13 protein-coding genes are annotated in these 17,554 nt (G+C 65.0%); 5 read left to right on the top strand and 8 right to left on the bottom strand.

The window, feature by feature from the left end; genetic code table 11:
• Positions 1–24 precede the first annotated feature (24 nt).
• A complete protein-coding gene (locus V0R59_RS17690; RefSeq protein WP_330075659.1) occupies positions 25–624 on the bottom strand; it encodes an FMN-dependent NADH-azoreductase in 600 nt (199 codons plus the stop codon).
• 100 nt (positions 625–724) lie between these two features.
• Complete coding sequence (locus tag V0R59_RS17685; RefSeq protein WP_330075658.1) at positions 725–1,054, bottom strand: 3-phosphoglycerate kinase; 330 nt, start codon at positions 1,052–1,054, stop codon at positions 725–727.
• Between the two features lie 50 nt (positions 1,055–1,104).
• On the opposite strand from V0R59_RS17685, the gene V0R59_RS17680 reads away from it, so the two are divergent.
• The 4 genes from V0R59_RS17680 (at position 1,105) to V0R59_RS17665 (ending at position 5,304) form a co-directional block, all read left to right on the top strand.
• Positions 1,105–2,028, top strand: coding sequence for a LysR family transcriptional regulator (locus V0R59_RS17680; RefSeq protein WP_330075657.1), 924 nt, complete (start codon positions 1,105–1,107; stop codon positions 2,026–2,028).
• A gap of 12 nt (positions 2,029–2,040) precedes the next feature.
• Positions 2,041–2,856 (top strand): alpha/beta fold hydrolase, encoded by an 816-nt coding sequence (locus tag V0R59_RS17675; RefSeq protein ID WP_330075656.1) that lies wholly within the window; start codon positions 2,041–2,043, stop codon positions 2,854–2,856.
• Positions 2,850–3,407 carry a peptidylprolyl isomerase gene (locus tag V0R59_RS17670; protein WP_330075655.1) on the top strand — a complete coding sequence of 186 codons (558 nt, stop codon included), beginning with the start codon at positions 2,850–2,852 and terminating at the stop codon, positions 3,405–3,407. Before V0R59_RS17675 ends, V0R59_RS17670 begins: the two co-directional genes overlap by 7 nt.
• Positions 3,408–3,468: 61 nt before the next feature.
• Entirely contained in the window at positions 3,469–5,304 is a 1,836-nt protein-coding gene (locus tag V0R59_RS17665) for an ABC transporter ATP-binding protein (RefSeq protein WP_330075654.1), read from the top strand.
• Between the two features lie 9 nt (positions 5,305–5,313).
• Here V0R59_RS17665 and V0R59_RS17660 read toward each other — a convergent pair whose 3' ends face one another.
• The 3 genes from V0R59_RS17660 to V0R59_RS17650 form a co-directional block, all read right to left on the bottom strand.
• Positions 5,314–6,438 carry a GNAT family N-acetyltransferase gene (locus V0R59_RS17660; RefSeq protein WP_330075653.1) on the bottom strand — a complete coding sequence of 375 codons (1,125 nt, stop codon included), beginning with the start codon at positions 6,436–6,438 and terminating at the stop codon, positions 5,314–5,316.
• Between the two features lie 142 nt (positions 6,439–6,580).
• Positions 6,581–7,948 carry a glucarate dehydratase gene (gene gudD, locus V0R59_RS17655; protein WP_330075721.1) on the bottom strand — a complete coding sequence of 456 codons (1,368 nt, stop codon included), beginning with the start codon at positions 7,946–7,948 and terminating at the stop codon, positions 6,581–6,583.
• 25 nt (positions 7,949–7,973) lie between these two features.
• Positions 7,974–9,311, bottom strand: coding sequence for an MFS transporter (locus V0R59_RS17650; protein ID WP_375547384.1), 1,338 nt, complete (start codon positions 9,309–9,311; stop codon positions 7,974–7,976).
• Between the two features lie 325 nt (positions 9,312–9,636).
• On the opposite strand from V0R59_RS17650, the gene V0R59_RS17645 reads away from it, so the two are divergent.
• A complete protein-coding gene (locus V0R59_RS17645; protein ID WP_330075652.1) occupies positions 9,637–10,350 on the top strand; it encodes a FadR/GntR family transcriptional regulator in 714 nt (237 codons plus the stop codon).
• Positions 10,351–10,419: 69 nt separating this feature from the next.
• Here V0R59_RS17645 and V0R59_RS17640 read toward each other — a convergent pair whose 3' ends face one another.
• From V0R59_RS17640 to hrpA, 3 genes are all read right to left on the bottom strand, one after another.
• Positions 10,420–11,757 carry an OprO/OprP family phosphate-selective porin gene (locus V0R59_RS17640; RefSeq protein WP_330075651.1) on the bottom strand — a complete coding sequence of 446 codons (1,338 nt, stop codon included), beginning with the start codon at positions 11,755–11,757 and terminating at the stop codon, positions 10,420–10,422.
• Positions 11,758–12,057: 300 nt separating this feature from the next.
• Positions 12,058–13,179, bottom strand: coding sequence for a beta-ketoacyl-ACP synthase III (locus tag V0R59_RS17635; RefSeq protein WP_330075650.1), 1,122 nt, complete (start codon positions 13,177–13,179; stop codon positions 12,058–12,060).
• Between the two features lie 228 nt (positions 13,180–13,407).
• Positions 13,408–17,319: an ATP-dependent RNA helicase HrpA gene (gene hrpA, locus V0R59_RS17630; protein WP_330075649.1), complete on the bottom strand. Its 3,912-nt coding sequence runs from the start codon at positions 17,317–17,319 to the stop codon at positions 13,408–13,410.
• Positions 17,320–17,554: the final 235 nt, after the last annotated feature.

Below are 17,554 nucleotides of genomic sequence, written 5' to 3'. Positions count from 1 at the left end.
GTTAGTCAGGGAATGTGGGTTGCCTCAGGCCACCGCGGCCAGGCGGGCCTTGGCCTGGTTCAGGCCCTTCTCGTGGAAGTCGCCGCCCATGTTCAGGCCTTCGGCATGGATGAAGGTCACGTCATGGATGCCGATGAAGGCCAGCACCTGGCGCAGGTAGGGTTCCTGGTGATCGCTGGCCGCACCGGCGTGGATGCCGCCGCGGGCGGTCAGCACGTAGGCACGCTTGCCGGTGAGCAGGCCCTGCGGGCCGGTCTCGGTGTACTTGAAGGTCACGCCGGCACGCAGCACGTGGTCGAGCCAGGCCTTGAGGGTGCTCGGGATGGTGAAGTTGTACATCGGCGCCGCCAGCACCAGCACGTCGGCGGCCAGGACTTCATCGGTCAGTTCGTTGGAGCGGACCAGGGCCTGCGCTTCTTCTGCGCTGCGCTGGTCTTGCGGCTTCATCCAGCCACCCAGCAAGGTGCTGTCCAGGTGCGGCAGCGGGTTCAGTGCCACGTCGCGCACCGTGATGCTGTCGGCAGGGTTGGCCGCTTGCCATTGGGCGATGAAATCGCGGGTCAGTTGCCGGGAGGTGGAATCCTGCTGGCGGGCGCTGCTTTCGATGATCAATACGCGGGACATTGAATTTTGCCTCCATCGGCAAGGTCGCTAAGTCGATGGAGGCAAGATTAGAGATTGACCTATCGATAAAAAAGCGTAAAAACTCGGTCAAACCTATCGGTTAATTTGCTTGTTGCCCTTTGCAGTCCACCGCGATGCGCATCTTGATGATCTGCTTGTTGAACGAGGCATTGACGTCGAGGCTCTTGCCCGCCGGCACTTCCACCCGCCGCACGCGCGGGGTTTCCGGGCCATTGCGGAAGGTCACGCGACACGAAGCCGCGCTATCGCCGTAGTTGTTCAGGGTGATGGTGGTCATGTCGTTGGCGGTGTCGTAGGTGGTGGTATCGAGCTTGACGCCCGTTTCTAGCTTCTTTTCCACCTCGATGGGATAGGCCGCCAGCGCCGGCAACGGCAGCAGGACCAGCAAAGCAACACAGAATTTCTTCATACGGCGCGCTCCTTGGGAAGTGCGCCAGCTTAGGACAACAGGAGCCGAAGATGAAAGCGCCGCGCGTTACCCTCGATCAGTGGCGAACCCTGCAGGCCGTGGTCGATCACGGCGGTTTCGCCCAGGCCGCCGAGGCCCTGCACCGCTCGCAATCCTCGGTGAGCTACACCGTGGCGCGGATGCAGGACCAACTGGGCGTGCCGCTGTTGCGCATCGACGGGCGCAAGGCCGTGCTCACCGACGCCGGCAGCGTGCTGCTGCGCCGTTCGCGGCAGCTGGTCAAGCAGGCCAGCCAGCTGGAAGACCTCGCCCACCACATGGAACAGGGCTGGGAAGCCGAGGTGCGCCTGGTGGTCGACGCCGCCTACCCCAATGCGCGCCTGGTCCGCGCCCTCAGCGCGTTCATGCCGCAGAGCCGCGGCTGCCGCGTGCGCCTGCGCGAAGAAGTGCTGTCCGGGGTGGAAGAAGTACTCCACGAAGGCATCGCCGACCTGGCCATCAGCAGCTTCAGCATCGCCGGCTACCTGGGCGCCGAGCTCAGCGCGGTGGAGTTCGTCGCCGTCGCCCACCCCGAACACCCCCTGCACCGCCTTGGCCGGGTGCTCAACTTCCAGGACCTGGAAAGCCAGCTGCAGGTGGTGATCCGCGACTCCGGCCGCTCGCAGCCCCGCGATGTCGGCTGGCTGGGCGCCGAGCAGCGCTGGACCGTGGGCAGCCTGGCCACCGCCGCCACCTTCGTCGGCAGCGGCCTGGGCTTTGCCTGGCTGCCGCGCCACCTGATCGAGCGCGAACTGCGCGAAGGCCTGCTCAAGCCGCTGCCGCTGGATCAGGGTGGCAGCCGCCACCCACTGTTCTACCTTTACTCGAACAAGGACAAACCCCTCGGCCCGGCCACGCAGATCCTCATCGAGTTGCTGCGCAACTTCGACACCGCGCCGCTGGACGTGCCCTTCGCCGCCCCGGTCCAAGCCTGACAGGAATCGCCCATGGCCTACTTCGAACATGAAGGTTGCACACTGCACTACGAAGAATATGGCCGGGGCGAGCCCCTGGTGCTGGTCCACGGCCTCGGCTCCAGTAGCCTGGACTGGCAGTACCAGATACCGGTGCTGGCGGCACACTACCGCCTGATCCTCCTCGACCTGCGCGGCCACGGGCGCTCCGACAAGCCTCGCGAGCGCTACAGCATCGCCGGCTTCAGCGCCGACCTGATGGCCCTGCTGGAACACCTGGGCACCGGCCCCGTGCACTACGTCGGCCTGTCCATGGGCGGCATGGTCGGCTTCCAGTTCGCCGTCGACCATCCCGACTGGCTGCGCAGCCTGACCATCGTCAACAGCGCACCGGCGGTGAAGGTGCGCACCCGCGACGACTACTGGCAGTGGGCCAAGCGCTGGACCCTGGGCCGGGTCCTGTCGTTGCGCACCATCGGCAAGGGCCTCGCCGCGCGGCTGTTTCCCAAGCCGGAGCAAGCCGAGCTGCGCCGCGAGATGGCCGCACGCTGGGCCAAGAACGACAAGCGCGCCTACCTCGCCAGCTTCGACGCCATCGTCAACTGGGGCGTTGAGGAACGCCTGGGGCGGATCACCTGTCCTACGCTGGTCATCAGCGCCGACCACGACTACACCCCGGTGGCCCTCAAGGAGCGCTACACCGCCCTGATTCCCGGGGCCCGGCTGGCGGTGATCGCCGATTCCCGGCACGCTACGCCGCTGGACCAGCCGCAACAGTTCAACCAGACCCTGCTGCAGTTCCTCGCTGCGGCCTCAACCACCTCTCAAGGATCATTGAGTACATGCTGAAGAAAATCCTCATGGCCGCCTGCTCGGTCGCCTTCGCCACCGGCGTGATGGCCTCGGACAAGACCCCGCACGTGGAGCTGGTCACCAGCTTCGGCAAGATCGAGATTGAGCTGAACGCCGAGAAGGCGCCGATCAGCGCGAAGAACTTCCTCGACTACGTCGACAGCGGCTTCTACAACAACACCATCTTCCACCGCGTGATCCCGGGCTTCATGGTCCAGGGCGGCGGCTTCACCGACCAGATGGTGCAGAAGAACACCAAGGACCCGATCCGCAACGAGGCCAGCAATGGCCTGCAGAACACCCGCGGCACCCTGTCCATGGCGCGCACCTCCGATCCGAACTCGGCCACCAGCCAATTCTTCATCAACGTCGCCGACAATGACTTCCTCAACCCCGGCCGCGACCGTGGCTACGCCGTGTTCGGCAAGGTCACCAAGGGCATGGAAGTGGTCGACCAGATCGTCAACTCGCCGACCACCATCAAGAAAGGCATGCGCGACGTTCCCGCCGATCCGGTCTACATCAAGTCGGCCAAGCGCATCGACTGACCGCCGTGTCACAAGGACGTGACCCGCGGGCGGCGCGCTGCCCCTTCAACAGGAGTGCTACATGCTGTTCCGTCGTTTCGAGCAATTGATCGACATCTTCCGCGAGGCGCCCACCGCGGCGCCTCCGTCCCGGGTCCTGCCCTTCTACCTCTACTACCTGCGCCAGGTCTGGCCGAGCTTCGCCGCGCTGATGGTGCTGGGGCTGATCGTCGCCCTGATCGAGGTGGCGCTGTTCAGCTACCTGAGCCGGATCATCGACCTGGCCCAGGGCACGCCGAACCTGAACCTGTTCAGCGAACACGCCGGCGAACTGACCTGGATGCTGGTGGTGGCGCTGATCCTGCGGCCGCTGTTCGTCGGCCTGCACGACCTGATGGTGCACCAGGCCATCAGCCCGGGCATGACCAGCATGATCCGCTGGCAAAACCATGCCTACGTGCTCAAGCAGAGCCTGAACTTCTTCCAGAGCGACTTCGCCGGGCGCATCGCCCAGCGCATCATGCAGACCGGCAACTCGCTGCGTGACTCGCTGGTGCAGGCCATGGACGCGCTGTGGCACGTGAGCATCTACGCCATCAGCTCTCTGGTGCTGTTCGCCGAAGCCGACTGGCGCCTGATGCTCCCACTGCTGCTGTGGATCGCCTGCTACATCGTGTGCCTGCGCTACTTCGTGCCGCGGGTGAAGGAACGCTCGGTGGTGTCCTCGGAAGCACGCTCCAAGCTGATGGGGCGGATCGTCGACGGCTACACCAACATCGCCACCCTCAAGCTGTTCGCCCACACCGATTTCGAACAGCAATACGCCCGCGAGGCAATCCGCGAGCAGACCGAGAAGACCCAGCTGGCCAGCCGGGTCATCACCAGCATGGACGTGGTCATCACCAGCCTCAACGGCCTGCTGATCGTCAGCACCACCGGCCTGGCCCTGTGGCTGTGGACCCAGTCGCTGATCAGCGCCGGCGCCATCGCCCTGGCCACCGGCCTGGTGATCCGCATCGTCAACATGAGCGGCTGGATCATGTGGGTGGTCAACGGCATCTTCGAGAACATCGGCACGGTGCAGGACGGCCTGGAAAGCATCGCCCAGCCGGTCAGCGTCACCGACCGGCCGAACGCCCCGGAGCTGAAGGTAGACCGCGGCGCGGTGCGCTTCGAGAACGTCGACTTCCACTACGGCAAGGGCGGCAGCCGGATCATCAGCGGCCTCGACCTGGATATCCGCCCCGGCGAGAAGATCGGCCTGATCGGTCCGTCCGGCGCCGGCAAGTCGACCCTGGTCAACCTGCTCCTGCGCCTGTACGACCTCGAAGGCGGGCGCATCCTCATCGATGGCCAGGACATCGCCCAGGTCACCCAGCAGAGCCTGCGCGGGCAGATCGGCATGATCACCCAGGACACCTCGCTGCTGCACCGCTCGATCCGCGACAACCTGCGCTACGGCAAGCCCGACGCCACGGACGAAGAGCTATGGAACGCGGTGTGCGGTGCGCGTGCCGAGGAGTTCATCCCGGCCTTGAGCGATACCCAGGGCCGCACCGGCTTCGATGCCCATGTCGGCGAGCGCGGGGTCAAGCTCTCCGGCGGCCAGCGCCAGCGCATCGCGATTGCCCGGGTGCTGCTGAAGAATGCGCCGATCCTGATCATGGACGAGGCCACCTCGGCGCTGGACTCCGAAGTCGAGGCCGCCATCCAGGAAAGCCTGGAAACCCTCATGCAGGGCAAGACGGTGATCGCCATCGCCCACCGCCTCTCCACCATCGCGCGGATGGATCGGCTGGTGGTGCTGGAGAAAGGCCGCATCGCCGAGATGGGCAGCCACAGTGAGTTGCTGGCGCAGCGCGGGTTGTATGCGCGGCTGTGGCATCACCAGACGGGTGGTTTCGTCGGCGTCGACTGAAGCTGTCGCTCAGCCCTGCCGATACGGCAGGGCTGAGCACGCCTCTTGCGCATAGGCCAGCACCCCTGCCCGCTCCTGCCGCAGGAAATCATCCACCGCCGTGCGCAACCCCGGATGCAGCAGGTAATGCCAGGACCGGGTGATCACCGGCTCGAATCCACGGATCAGCTTGTGCTCGCCCTGGGCCCCCGCATCGAAGCGTTGCAGGCCTTCGGCAATGGCGTAGTCCATGCCTTGGTAGAAGCAGGTCTCGAAATGCAGGCGGTCGAACTCCGCCAGGCAGCCCCAGTAACGACCGTAGAAACTGTCGCCCCCCACCAGGCTGAAGGCCATGGCCACCTCGCGCCCGCCCTGGAGCGCCATGACCACGCGAATCGCCTCCGGCATGCGCTCGGCCAGCAGGCTGAAGAACTCACGGGTCAGGTATGGCGCGCGACGACGCACCACATAGGTATTGGCATAGCAGGCGTAGACGAAATCCCACTGCGCCTCGCTCAGTTCCACGCCGCGATACCAGCGAAACTCGATGCCCTGCCCCGCCACCTGCTCGCGCTCCTTGCGCATCTGCTTGCGCTTGCGCGAACTCAGGGCGTCGAGGAAGTCCTGGAAGTCGCGGTAGCCCTGGTTGCGCCAGTGGAACTGGCAGCCAAGGCGCTCCATCCAACCTTCGCGACCGCGCAACAACGCGTCGCTGGCCGGGTCGGTGAAATTCACGTGCAGGCCAGACAAACCCTGCTCAGGCAACGCCGCCTCCACCTCATCCAGCAACTGCGCCAGCGCCTCCGGCTGCCCCAGCAGGCGCGGCCCGCCCACCGGCGAGAACGGCACGGCGCAGAGCAGCTTCGGGTAATAGCGGATGCCGGCACGCTCGCAGGCATCCGCCCAGCCATGATCGAACACGTACTCGCCGAAGGAATGCGTCTTGCCGTAGGCCGGCATGCCCGCCAGCAGCCTGCCTTGCTGATCCGTCAGCAGGCGATGGGCTGGGGTCCAGCCGGTACGCGGGCTGACGCTGCCACTGTCCTCCAGACTGGTGAGAAAGGCGTGGCGCAGAAACGGCTGGTCGTCGCCCACCAGGGCGTCCCAGGTAGCGGCATCGATGGCACTGAGGTGCTGCGGAGTGAGAATTGGCATCGCTGGAGTGTGCCGGGTTGCCGAGAAGAAAAGAAGATTCTCTGCTGAACACGGCAAAACGCCTACAGAAAAAGCCCCGGTTTCCCGGGGCCGTGCTGTCAGGGCGCCTGCCTGCGCCCGTCAGCAAAACGATTGTCGAGCTTCAGCGCACCAGGCAAGGCCGCTTGTTGTCGAACTGCCAGCCCGGGATCAGGAACTGCATCGCCACGCTGTCGTCCCGCGCCCCCAGGCCCATGTTGCGGTAGCACTCGTGGGCCTTGGCCAGTTGCTCCTCGTCCAGTTCGACGCCCAGCCCCGGCCGCTCCGGCACCCGTACATGGCCGTCGACGATGCGCAGCGGCTGGCGGGTCAGGCGCTGGCCGTCCTGCCAGATCCAGTGGGTGTCGATGGCGGTGATCTCCCCCGGTGCCGCCGCCGCCACCTGGGTGAACATGGCCAGGGAAATGTCGAAGTGGTTGTTGGAATGCGAACCCCAGGTCAGGCCCCAGTCGTTGCACATCTGCGCGACCCGCACCGAGCCTTGCAAGGTCCAGAAGTGCGGGTCGGCCAAGGGAATGTCCACCGCCTGCGACTGGATCGCATGGCCCATCTGCCGCCAGTCGGTGGCGATCATGTTGGTCGCGGTGGGCAGGCCGGTGGCACGGCGGAACTCGGCCATCACCTCGCGACCGGAGTAACCGTCCTCGGCGCCACAAGGGTCTTCGGCGTAGGCCAGCACCTGATGCTGGTCACGGCACAAGGCGATCGCCTGCTTCAGCGACCAGGCGCCGTTGGGGTCGAGGGTGATGCGCGCGTCAGGGAAACGCTCGGCCAGGGCGGTGACCGCCTCGATCTCCTCCTCGCCGCGCAACACGCCGCCCTTGAGCTTGAAATCGTTGAAGCCGTAGCGCGCTTGCGCCGCTTCGGCCAGGCGCACCACTGCTTCCGGGGTCATGGCCTGCTCGTGACGCAGGCGGAACCAGTCGTCATCGGCATCCGCTTCGTTGCGGTAGGCCAGATCTGTCTGCCGGCGATCACCGATGTAGAACAGGTAGCCGAGCATCTTCACCGCGTCCCGCTGCTGGCCTTCACCGAGCAGCGCGGCCATCGGCACGCCGAGGTGCTGGCCAAGCAGGTCGAGCAGCGCCGACTCGATGGCAGTCACCGCATGCACGGTGATGCGCAGGTCGAAGGTCTGCAGGCCGCGTCCTCCGGCGTCGCGCCCGGCGAAGGTCTGGCGCATGGCGTTGAGCACGCGCTGGTAGTGGCCGATGGGCTGGCCGAGCAGCAGGCTGCGGGCATCTTCCAGGGTCTGGCGGATCTTTTCGCCGCCGGGCACTTCGCCCAGTCCGGTATTGCCGGCGCTGTCCCGCAGGATCACCACGTTGCGGGTGAAGAACGGGCCATGGGCGCCGCTGAGGTTGAGCAGCATGCTGTCGTGGCCGGCCACCGGGACGACCCGCAGGTCGGTAACCACGGGGGTGTCGCCATGGGCCTGGGAAGAACCGGGGGTTTGCGCGGTGCTGTGCATGTTCATGGTTTCTGTCCTGCTGGATTCAAAGGGCTTGCTGCTGCTTGAGGGCGTTGGCGGCTTCTTCACGGGGCCGGATGCGCACGAAGAACACCAGGATCGCCGCCAGTACCGAGGTCACGGCCAGGCCGTAGAGGCCGCCCTGGATCGAGCCGGTCTGCTGCTCCAGCAGGCCGAAGGTGGTGGGTGCGACGAAGCCGCCGAGATTGCCCACCGAGTTGATCAGGGCGATCACCGCCGCGGCGATGCGGGCGTCCAGGTAACCCTGGGGAATCGGCCAGAACAGCGACGAGGCCGACTTGAAGCCGATGGCGGCAAAGCACACCGCGACGAAGGCGAACACCGGCCCGCCGGTGGTGGACATGAACATGCCCAGGGCGGCGATCAGCAGCGCCCCGGCGACCCAGGCCTGCTGGAACTTCCAGCGCGCGGAACCGGCAGCGAAGGCGTACATGGCGATGATCGAGATCAGCCAGGGAATCGAGTTGAAGAAACCGACCTGGATATCGGAGAGGTCGCCCATACGCTTGATGATGCTCGGCAGCCAGAAGGTCGCCGCGTAGATGGTCAACTGGATGCAGAAATAGATCAGGCAGAACAGCAGGATCTGCCGGTCCTTGAGCAAGGACCACGCCGACGGCCTGGCATTGCCCTGCACTTCGCGTTCGCGTTGCTCGCGGTCGATGGTCTCCACCAGCGCATCCTGTTCCTCGCAGCTCAGCCACTTGGCGTCGTGGGGCTTGGAGTCGAGCCAGAACCAGACCACGAAGCACAGCAGCACCGAGACCATGCCTTCGATGAACAGCATCCACTGCCAGCCGTGCATGCCCAGGCCCTGGATCTGCATCAGGGCCCCGGCCAGCGGCCCGGAGATCAGCGAGGCGACCGCCGAACCGCTGAGGAAGATGGCGATGGCCTTGCCGCGCTCCACCGCCGGCAGCCAGCGGGTGAAGTAGTAGATCACCCCGGGGAAGAACCCGGCCTCTGCCACGCCGAGCAGGAAGCGCAGGACATAGAACTGGGTCTCGTTCTGCACGAAGGCCATCGCCGTGGCCACCAGGCCCCAGGTGAACATGATGCGGGTCAGCCAGAGCCGCGCGCCGACGCGCTGCAGGAGCATGTTGGAGGGGACTTCGAACAGGGCGTAACCGATGAAGAACAGGCCGGCGCCAAAACCGTAGGCGGCGGCACTGATGCCCAGGTCGCTTTCCAGGTGCGGGCGGACGAAGCCGATATTGACGCGGTCCAGGTAGTTGACGATGAACATGATGACGAACAGCGGCAGGACGTGACGCTTGACCTTGCTCACGGCGCTCGCCAGCACGTCGCCGTGCCCGGTGGACGGATCGAGGGTGCGGTTCACTGGGGAATCTCCCACTAATTGTTTTTGTGCGGGTCGATGGATGTCGTGGCGGGGGCAGTCCGCCAGGTTGTATGACATGCCAGTGGGAAAAGCATATGTGCTTCGAGGTTGTACGACAAGAACTCGAACAGTCTTGAAAAAGCAAAATACAAGCAATTAATCGGAACAAAATCTTCGAAATAGCTTAGGAATGAAAAATATCGCCGGGATGAAAGCAGCATTCCCGCAAGAAAAAAAGTTGAAAATATTTACTTGTCGTACAAGTATTGCCCTTCGTGCCCCTTCAACGCCCGCGAACTTGTACGACCACCCAGGAGGCTCATCCATGCCCTCGCCCGAGCTGCCGGAACCCACGCGCAAACGCGGTCACAGCCGTACCCACGACCTGGTCTCCAGCCTCACCCGGCAGATCCTGCTGGGCACCTTCAAACCCGGGGACAAGCTGCCGTCGGAAAACACCCTGGTCCGCGAGCATGGGGTCAGCCGCACGGTGGTCCGCGAGGCCCTGTCGAAACTGCAGGCATCCGGGTTGGTGGATCCGCGCCATGGCATCGGCAGCTTCGTCATCGAGCGGCAGGCGCAAGGAGAACTGCGGGTCGGCGCCGAAAGCGCGGCCAGCGTGCGCGACCTGCTGGAGCTGCGCATCGGCCTGGAGGGACAGGCCGCCGCCCTCGCAGCCGTGCGCCGCAACGACGGGCACCTGGCGCGCATGCGCCAGGCGCTGGACGATTACCAGGACCTGGCGGCAGCCGGCGACAGCTGCATCGAAGCCGACCGACGTTTCCACCTGCTGATCGCCGAGGCCACCGGCAACCTGTATTTCAGCGAGATGCTGGGACAACTGGGCAGCGGCATGATCCCGCGCAACCGCATGGCCGAGGACGAGCGCTCCGGCGCGAAGCTGGCCCGCCACGCCTACCTGGCCAACCTCGAACACGAGGCGATCCTCAACGCCATCCGCCGCCAGGACCCGGACGCCGCGCGCGCGGCGATCTGCCTGCACCTGTCCAACAGCCGCGACCGCCTGCTTCCGGACTGAAAACGCAGGCAAAAAAAAGCCCCACCGAAGTGGGGCATGAAGAAGTAACGGATGAAGGAGCGTTGCTGCTTAGAACACGTACTGTGCGCGCAGTACGAAACCGTCGCCTTTGTCGTCGCCGACAGTGTTCTGGGCGTTGTCGACCTTGGCCTTGATGTAGGTACCGCTCAGCTTGATGGATTCGTTGGCGTACCAGTTCAGACCCAGGTTGTGCACCTTGCCTTCGACATCGCCGGTGTTGGCGAACGGAGCGTTGTCGTCTTCAGCTTCGATGTGGTCGTAGCGGTAGAACACTTCCCAGGCACCGATCTGCTTGTTCGAAGGCTTGATGGCGTCGAACTTGCCGAGTTTGTAGCCACGCGCTTCACCGGTGATGGTGTAGGCAACCTGAGCGTAGTAACCGGAGGCCTTGATGTCCTGGTAGGCAGCAGAATCAGCTTCGACCTTGCGCTTCAGGTACTCGCCCTGCACCGAGAAAGGACCGGTGGCGAAGGCTGCTTCCAGGCCCCAGGCGCGGTCGGTGTCGAAGGAGCCGGCCGGAGTAGTGCCGTTGCCAGCCAGGGTCAGGCGGTTGCCGTTGGCGCCAGCGTCCTGGCCACCGTCGGTGCTCACACCGCGCATGCCCAGGCGGCTGCGGATACGACCGTCGAACGCGGTGTCGGAGAGGTCGCGTTGCGCCAGGTTCACGCCGAAGTGCAGGACGTTGCCGCTGTCGTGCAGCGGAGCGAAGACGGCACGCAGGTTGAACTGCTTGGTGCTGTCGCCATCCTTGTCACCGACGATCGGGTCAGGAGTGGTGGTGTTGATAGCATCCTTGGCGTAGACACCGAAGGAACCGTACAGGGAGTCGCCAGCGTTGCCGGAAACCTGGATACCCAGGCCACCGTTGTGACCGTTGACCCAATCGGCCAGGTCGTAGGCAGCGGTACGCTCAGGAGCGGTCACCCACTTGGAGCTGGTGGCTTTTTCCAGACCGAACTCAGGGTCGAAGCGACCGACCTTGATCGATACTGGCTTGAAGCCGTTGTAGGCCAGCGAGGCTTCGTCGAAGTAACCGTCTTCCTTGCGGTTGTCACCGCCGGCGTTCTGCGACAGGTCGTAGTTGATCTGGTAGGCCCAGTCGGTAGCCAGCACGCCACCGATCTCGATGAACGCACGACGGAAGTAACCGGCATCGGCAGTGTTGCCGTTGCGGGTGTAGAAGCCGTCGAAGCGGCTGTAGTCAGCCTGGATACGACCGCCCAGCTTGAAGCTGTATTCCTTGTCAGTAGTAGCGACCTCGAGGCCACCTTTGGTCTTGACTACGATATCGGCGCCGTCGGTGGTCACGGTACCCGCGAAAGCCTGGGCGGTAACGGCCATGGCCAAGGCGCTGGCTACGAAACCTGCGAAGTGCTTACGGATCATCGATGAAGCTCCCCTAACGTTTATGGTCTTGATTACGTTGAAAAAAACACGCGGCTCAGGCCACTTGTGCTGGGGAGGAATCTTGGCGGGGGGTTATTTCAGATCAGTGGCTTTTAGATAAATGTTTTATTACAGCGGAACTTTTTTAATTCGATAAGGAATATGGCAAAAGGCCCGCCCAGCAAGGGCTGTATCCCTTTCAGGCGGGTTCGCCAGGCTTCCCGACCTCGTCATACGAGCAAAAAAAATCCCGGTCCGCAGGTGCGGACCGGGATTTTTTCGTCTACCGGCCGACAGGAATCAGCGCTTGCGCAGGATCACGCTGCCGATCGAATAACCGGCGCCGAACGAGCTGAGCACGCCCAGCGAACCCTTGGCCAGGTCGTCCTGGTAGCTGTGCAGGGCGATCACCGAACCTGCCGAGCTGGTATTGGCGTAACGATCGAGGATCACCGGCGCCTCTTCTTCCTGGGCATCGCGCCCCAGCAGCTTCTTCACGATCAGGTGGTTCATGCTCAGGTTGGCCTGGTGCAGCCAGAAGCGCTTGACGTCGCTGACGTTGAGGTTGTTTTCCGACAGGTGCTGGCCGATCAGCTCGGCGACCATCGGGCAGACCTCGCGGAATACCTTGCGGCCTTCCTGGACGAACAGCTTGTCCGGCGTATCGACGCCCTCTTCACCGGCACGGTTGAGGAAGCCGAAGTTGTTGCGGATGTTGTTGGAGAACTGGGTCAGCAGCTTGGTGCTGACGATGTCGAACTGATGCGCGGAAGTGGCCAGGTCGGCACGCTCCACCAGCACCGCGGTGGCCGCATCGCCGAAGATGAAGTGGCTGTCGCGGTCGCGGAAGTTGAGATGACCGGTGCAAATTTCCGGACTCACCACCAGCACCGCGCGGGCCTGGCCCAGTTGCACGCTGTTGCTGGCGACCTGGATACCGAAGGTGGCCGAGGAACAGGCGACGTTCATGTCGAAGCCGAAGCCGTTGATGCCCAGGGCCTGTTGCACCTCGATGGCGATCGCCGGGTACGGGCGCTGCAGGTTGGAGCAGGCGACGATCACCGCGTCGACATCGGCGGCGGTGCGCCCGGCCCGTTGCAGGGCCTGCTCGGCGGCGGCCACGGCCATCTGGCAGAGGATCGACGGCTCGTCGTTGCTGCGCTCCGGCAGGCGCGGCTTCATGCGCTGCGGGTCGAGGATGCCGGCCTTGTCCATGACGTAGCGGCTCTTGATGCCGGAGGCCTTCTCGATGAAGGCGGCGCTGGACTCGGCCAGGGCCTGGACCTCGCCGCGCTCGATGGCCGCGGCGTTGTCGGCGTTGAACTGCGTGACGAAGGTATTGAAGGATTCCACCAGCTCTTCGTTGGAAATGCTGTTGGCCGGGGTGTACAGGCCGGTGCCGCTGATGACGACGTTGTGCACGGTCGTTCCTCTGTTCGGGGCCGTGGCCAGGCGGGCAACGACCGGTTCGGTTCGACGAGCTGGCACCAAGGTACCAACTCGTACAGGCAATGACCCCGATCATACGGGGCATTGCCTGGTGTTTGTCACCGCGGCCGGAGGAATTGCCCGTGGCCGCGGAAATATCGCCAAGTGTGCCACAACCGCGCCGGCTTGGCCTCAGTCAGGCCAGCAGCCGGCGCCCGCCGGTCAGGCGTCCACCTGACTCCACTGTTTGCTCAGGCGCTTGTCGGAAATCGGCACCTTGGTCCCCAGTTGCTGGGCGAACAGCGATACGCGGTATTCCTCCAGCCACCAGCGATAGAGCTGCAGTTGCTCGTCGCGCTTGCCCTCCTGGGCGTGCTTGTCGGCGCGGGCCTTGTACTGCGTCCAGCAGTTGCCCAGTTCGCCGCTCCAGACCCGATCCTTCTGCACCTGCGCGCCGAGTTTTTCCAGGCGCAGTTCCACCGCTTTCAGGTAGCGCGGCAGTTCCTTGAGCCAGATCCCCGGGGTTTCGCGCACGAACCCGGGGTAGACCAGGTTGCCCACCTGCTGCTTGATATCGTTGAGCGCCACCGCCTGGGCCAGGTCGATCTTGCCCTTGAAGCGTTTCTGCAGGCCGTGCCAGAGCTTGAGGATCTCCAGCACCAGGCGCGCCAGGCGCTCGGCGTGGTCGGTCCAGTCGCCGCGCTTGCGCTCGGCCAGCGAGGCAAGGGCCGCGCCATCCCGAGGCAAGGTGCTTTCCCCTTCGAGCACGCAGCTGTCGAGGCTGGCCAGGAGGATGTCCTCAACCAGCGAGTCGACCCGCCCCAGCTCGCGATAGAGCAGGCCCAGTTCGGTCAGCCCCGGCAGCTTGCCACGCAGGAACTTGGCCGGCTCCGCCAGTTGCTGCAGGAGCAGGCGCTGCAACGCGCGGCGGTGCTGGAAGGTGGCTTCGGCCTGGGTCGAAAAACGCCCTTCCTTGACCGTGCCCCCCTCCTCCACCAGCGCCGGATACACCGTCATCGACAGCCCGGCGATCTTCTGCTGGGCGGTCTGCTCGACCTTGCCGAAGCCCTTGGCTTCCACCGGCTTCTGGGTCTTCTCCGATTGCGGCACCGCCAGCGCCGCCTGGCTGGCTGCGGCGAAGCGCGCGGTCAGCTCGGCGAGGTCGCGGCCTTCGCCAAGGAACTTGCCCTGGCCGTCGACCACTTCGATATTCATCTTCAGGTGGTTTTCCACCTGGTCCGCCGCTTCGGCCCAGGCCTCGTCGCTGACACGCGCACCGGTCATGCGCAGCAGTTCGCGTCCCAGCGCCTGGGGCAGCGAACCGTCGGCGAAGGTCATGCGCGCCAGGGCCGCCTTGACGAAGTCCGGCACCGGCACGAAGTTCTTGCGCAGGGCCTTGGGCAGGTTGCGCACCAGGGCGATGCATTTCGCTTCCAGCAGCCCCGGCACCAGCCATTCCAGGCGCTCGCCCGGCAGGCTCGGCAGCAGCGGCGCCGGCACCCGCACGGTGACGCCGTCGCGCGGATGGTTGGGCTCGAAGTGATAGGTCAGCGACAGCTTCAGGTCACCCAGGCGCAGGGTGTCCGGGTACTGCGCGGCGGTGACTTCGCTGGCCTCGCGGGCCAGCACGTCCTCGGCGCGCATGATCAGCAGGTTCGGGTCCTTCTGGCTGTTGATCCGGTACCAGCTGTCGAAGGTGGCAGTCTGGTGGATCTCCGCCGGCAGGCGTTCCTCGTAGAAGCCGTAGAGGGTTTCCTCGTCGGCGAGGATGTCGCGGCGGCGGGCCTTGGCTTCCAGCTCGTCGAGCTCTTCCAGGAGCTTCTTGTTGGCCGCCAGGCAGCGGGCCCGGGAGTTGATCTCGCCGCCCACCAGGCCTTCGCGGATGAACAGCTCGCGGGACGCCTGCGGATCGATCGGCCCGTAGTGCACCGGGCGCCGGCCGACGACGATCAGGCCGTACAGGGTCACCTGTTCGAAGGCCACCACCTGGCCGCGCTTCTTCTCCCAGTGCGGCTCGAAGTGGTTTTTCTTCAGCAGGTGCCCGGCCAGCGGCTCGATCCAGTCGGAATCGATCTTCGCCACCATGCGCGCGTAGAGCTTGGTGGTCTCCACCAGTTCGGCGGCCATGATCCATTGCGGGCGCTTCTTGCCGATGCCGGACGACGGGTGCACCCAGAAGCGCCGCTGGCGCGCACCGAGGTAATCGCCTTCCTCGGTTTTCTGGCCGATCTGGCTGAGCAGGCCGGAAAGAATCGCCTTGTGCAGCCGCGGAAAGTCCGCCGGCTCCTTGTTGACGCTCAGCTGCAGGTCGCGGCAGATCAGCCCGAGCTGGCGGTGGGCATCGCGCCATTCACGCAGGCGCAGGTAGTTGAGGAAGTTCTTGCGGCACCAGTTGCGCAGCGGGCTGGAAGTCAGTTCCTGGCGCTGTTCCTCGAAGCCGCGCCACAGGCTCACCAGGGCGGCGAAGTCGGAGTCGGCGTCCTTCCATTGCGCGTGGGCCTGGTCGGCGGCCTGCTGGCGCTCCGGCGGCCGTTCGCGCGGGTCCTGCACCGAGAGGGCGCTGGCGACGATCAGCACTTCCTGCAGGCTGCCCTGCTTCGCCCCTTCCAGCAGCATGCGACCCAGCCGCGGGTCCACCGGCAGGCGCGCCAGCTGGCGGCCCAGCGGGGTCAACTGGTTCTCGCGGTTGACCGCCGAGAGCTCCTGCAACAGGTTGAAACCGTCGCTGATGGCCTTGCCATCCGGCGGCTCGATGAACGGGAATTCGTCGATGGCGCCGAGGCGCAGATGGAGCATCTGCAGGATCACAGCAGCGAGGTTGGTGCGCAGGATCTCCGGGTCGGTGAAGGCCGGCCGCGCGTTGAAATCCTCTTCGCTGTACAGGCGCACGCAGATGCCCGGCTCGACCCGGCCGCAACGGCCCTTGCGCTGGTTGGCGCTGGCCTGGGACACCGCCTCGATCGGCAAGCGCTGGACCTTGGCGCGGTAGCTGTAGCGGCTGATGCGCGCGGTGCCGCTGTCGATCACGTAGCGGATGCCCGGCACGGTCAGCGAGGTCTCGGCCACGTTGGTCGCCAGCACCACGCGACGCCCCGGATGGGACTGGAAGATGCGCTGCTGCTCCGCCGGCGACAGGCGCGCGTACAGCGGCAGGATCTCGGTATGGCGCAGTTGCGCCTTGCGCAGTACCTCGGCGGCATCGCGGATCTCGCGTTCGCCGGGGAGGAACACCAGCACGTCGCCCGGGCCCTTGCCGACGCTGCGCTCGTGGGCGGCGATCTCGTCGAGGGTGGCGAGGATGGCCTGGTCGACGCTGAGGTCGTCCTCGACCCGGTTGCCCTCCTCGTCCTGCTCGCTGGTCAGCGGGCGGTACCAGGTTTCCACCGGGTAGGTACGCCCGGAGACCTCGATGATCGGGGCGTCGTCGAAGTGCCTGGAGAAGCGCTCCAGGTCGATGGTCGCCGAGGTGATGATCACCTTCAGGTCGGGGCGGCGTGGCAGCAGGGTCTTCAGGTAGCCCAGCAGGAAGTCGATGTTGAGGCTGCGCTCGTGGGCTTCGTCGACGATGATCGTGTCGTAGCGTTCGAGGAAGCGGTCATGCTGGGTTTCCGCCAGGAGGATGCCGTCGGTCATCAGCTTGACCAGGGTGTTGGCGTCGCTCTGGTCCTCGAAGCGCACCTGGTAGCCGACCAGCGCCCCCAGTGGCGTACCCAGTTCCTCGGCGACCCGGGCGCCGACGCTGCGTGCCGCGATACGGCGTGGCTGGGTGTGGGCGATCAGGCCGTACTGGCCGCGGCCCAGCTCCAGGCAGATCTTCGGCAACTGGGTGGTTTTCCCCGAACCGGTCTCGCCGGCGATGATCACCACCTGGTTTTCCGCCACCAGTTTCTTGATCTCGTCGCGCTTGGCGGCGATCGGCAGGCTGTCGTCGTAGCGGATGGCCGGCACGCTGGCCTTGCGCGCAGCGGCCTGGTCGCAGGACGCCTGGACCCGCTCGGCCCATTGGGCCAGCTTGGCCTCGTCGGGGCGCTTGCGCAGTTCGTGCAGTTGCCGGCGCAGGCGGTGGCGCTCGGCGGACATGGCGTGATCGAGGTTTTTCAGCAATTGCCCGATGGCGGCGTTCTGGTCAGTCATGGGTTCTTTGGCATGCGCAGGTAAGCCCTGCGTGGACGTGATCGACTTTGGAATAGCCGGCGATTGTCGCAGATTTGCCCACTCTAGGCACCGCCGACCCTGTAGGAGCGGGTTCACCCGCGATTGCTGCGGTGAATCCACTGACGTAATCGCGGGTAAACCCGCTCCTACAGGGTCGGCGTTATGCAGATGATTGTTTAGCAAATCAATGACTGAAGTTACACAAACACCAATT

Source organism: Pseudomonas ulcerans (assembly GCF_036324125.1).
In the GTDB taxonomy this organism is placed as follows: domain Bacteria; phylum Pseudomonadota; class Gammaproteobacteria; order Pseudomonadales; family Pseudomonadaceae; genus Aquipseudomonas; species Aquipseudomonas ulcerans.
The sequence above is the reverse complement of the archived record's forward strand: the minus strand, read 5'-3'. Positions and strand labels throughout refer to the sequence as shown.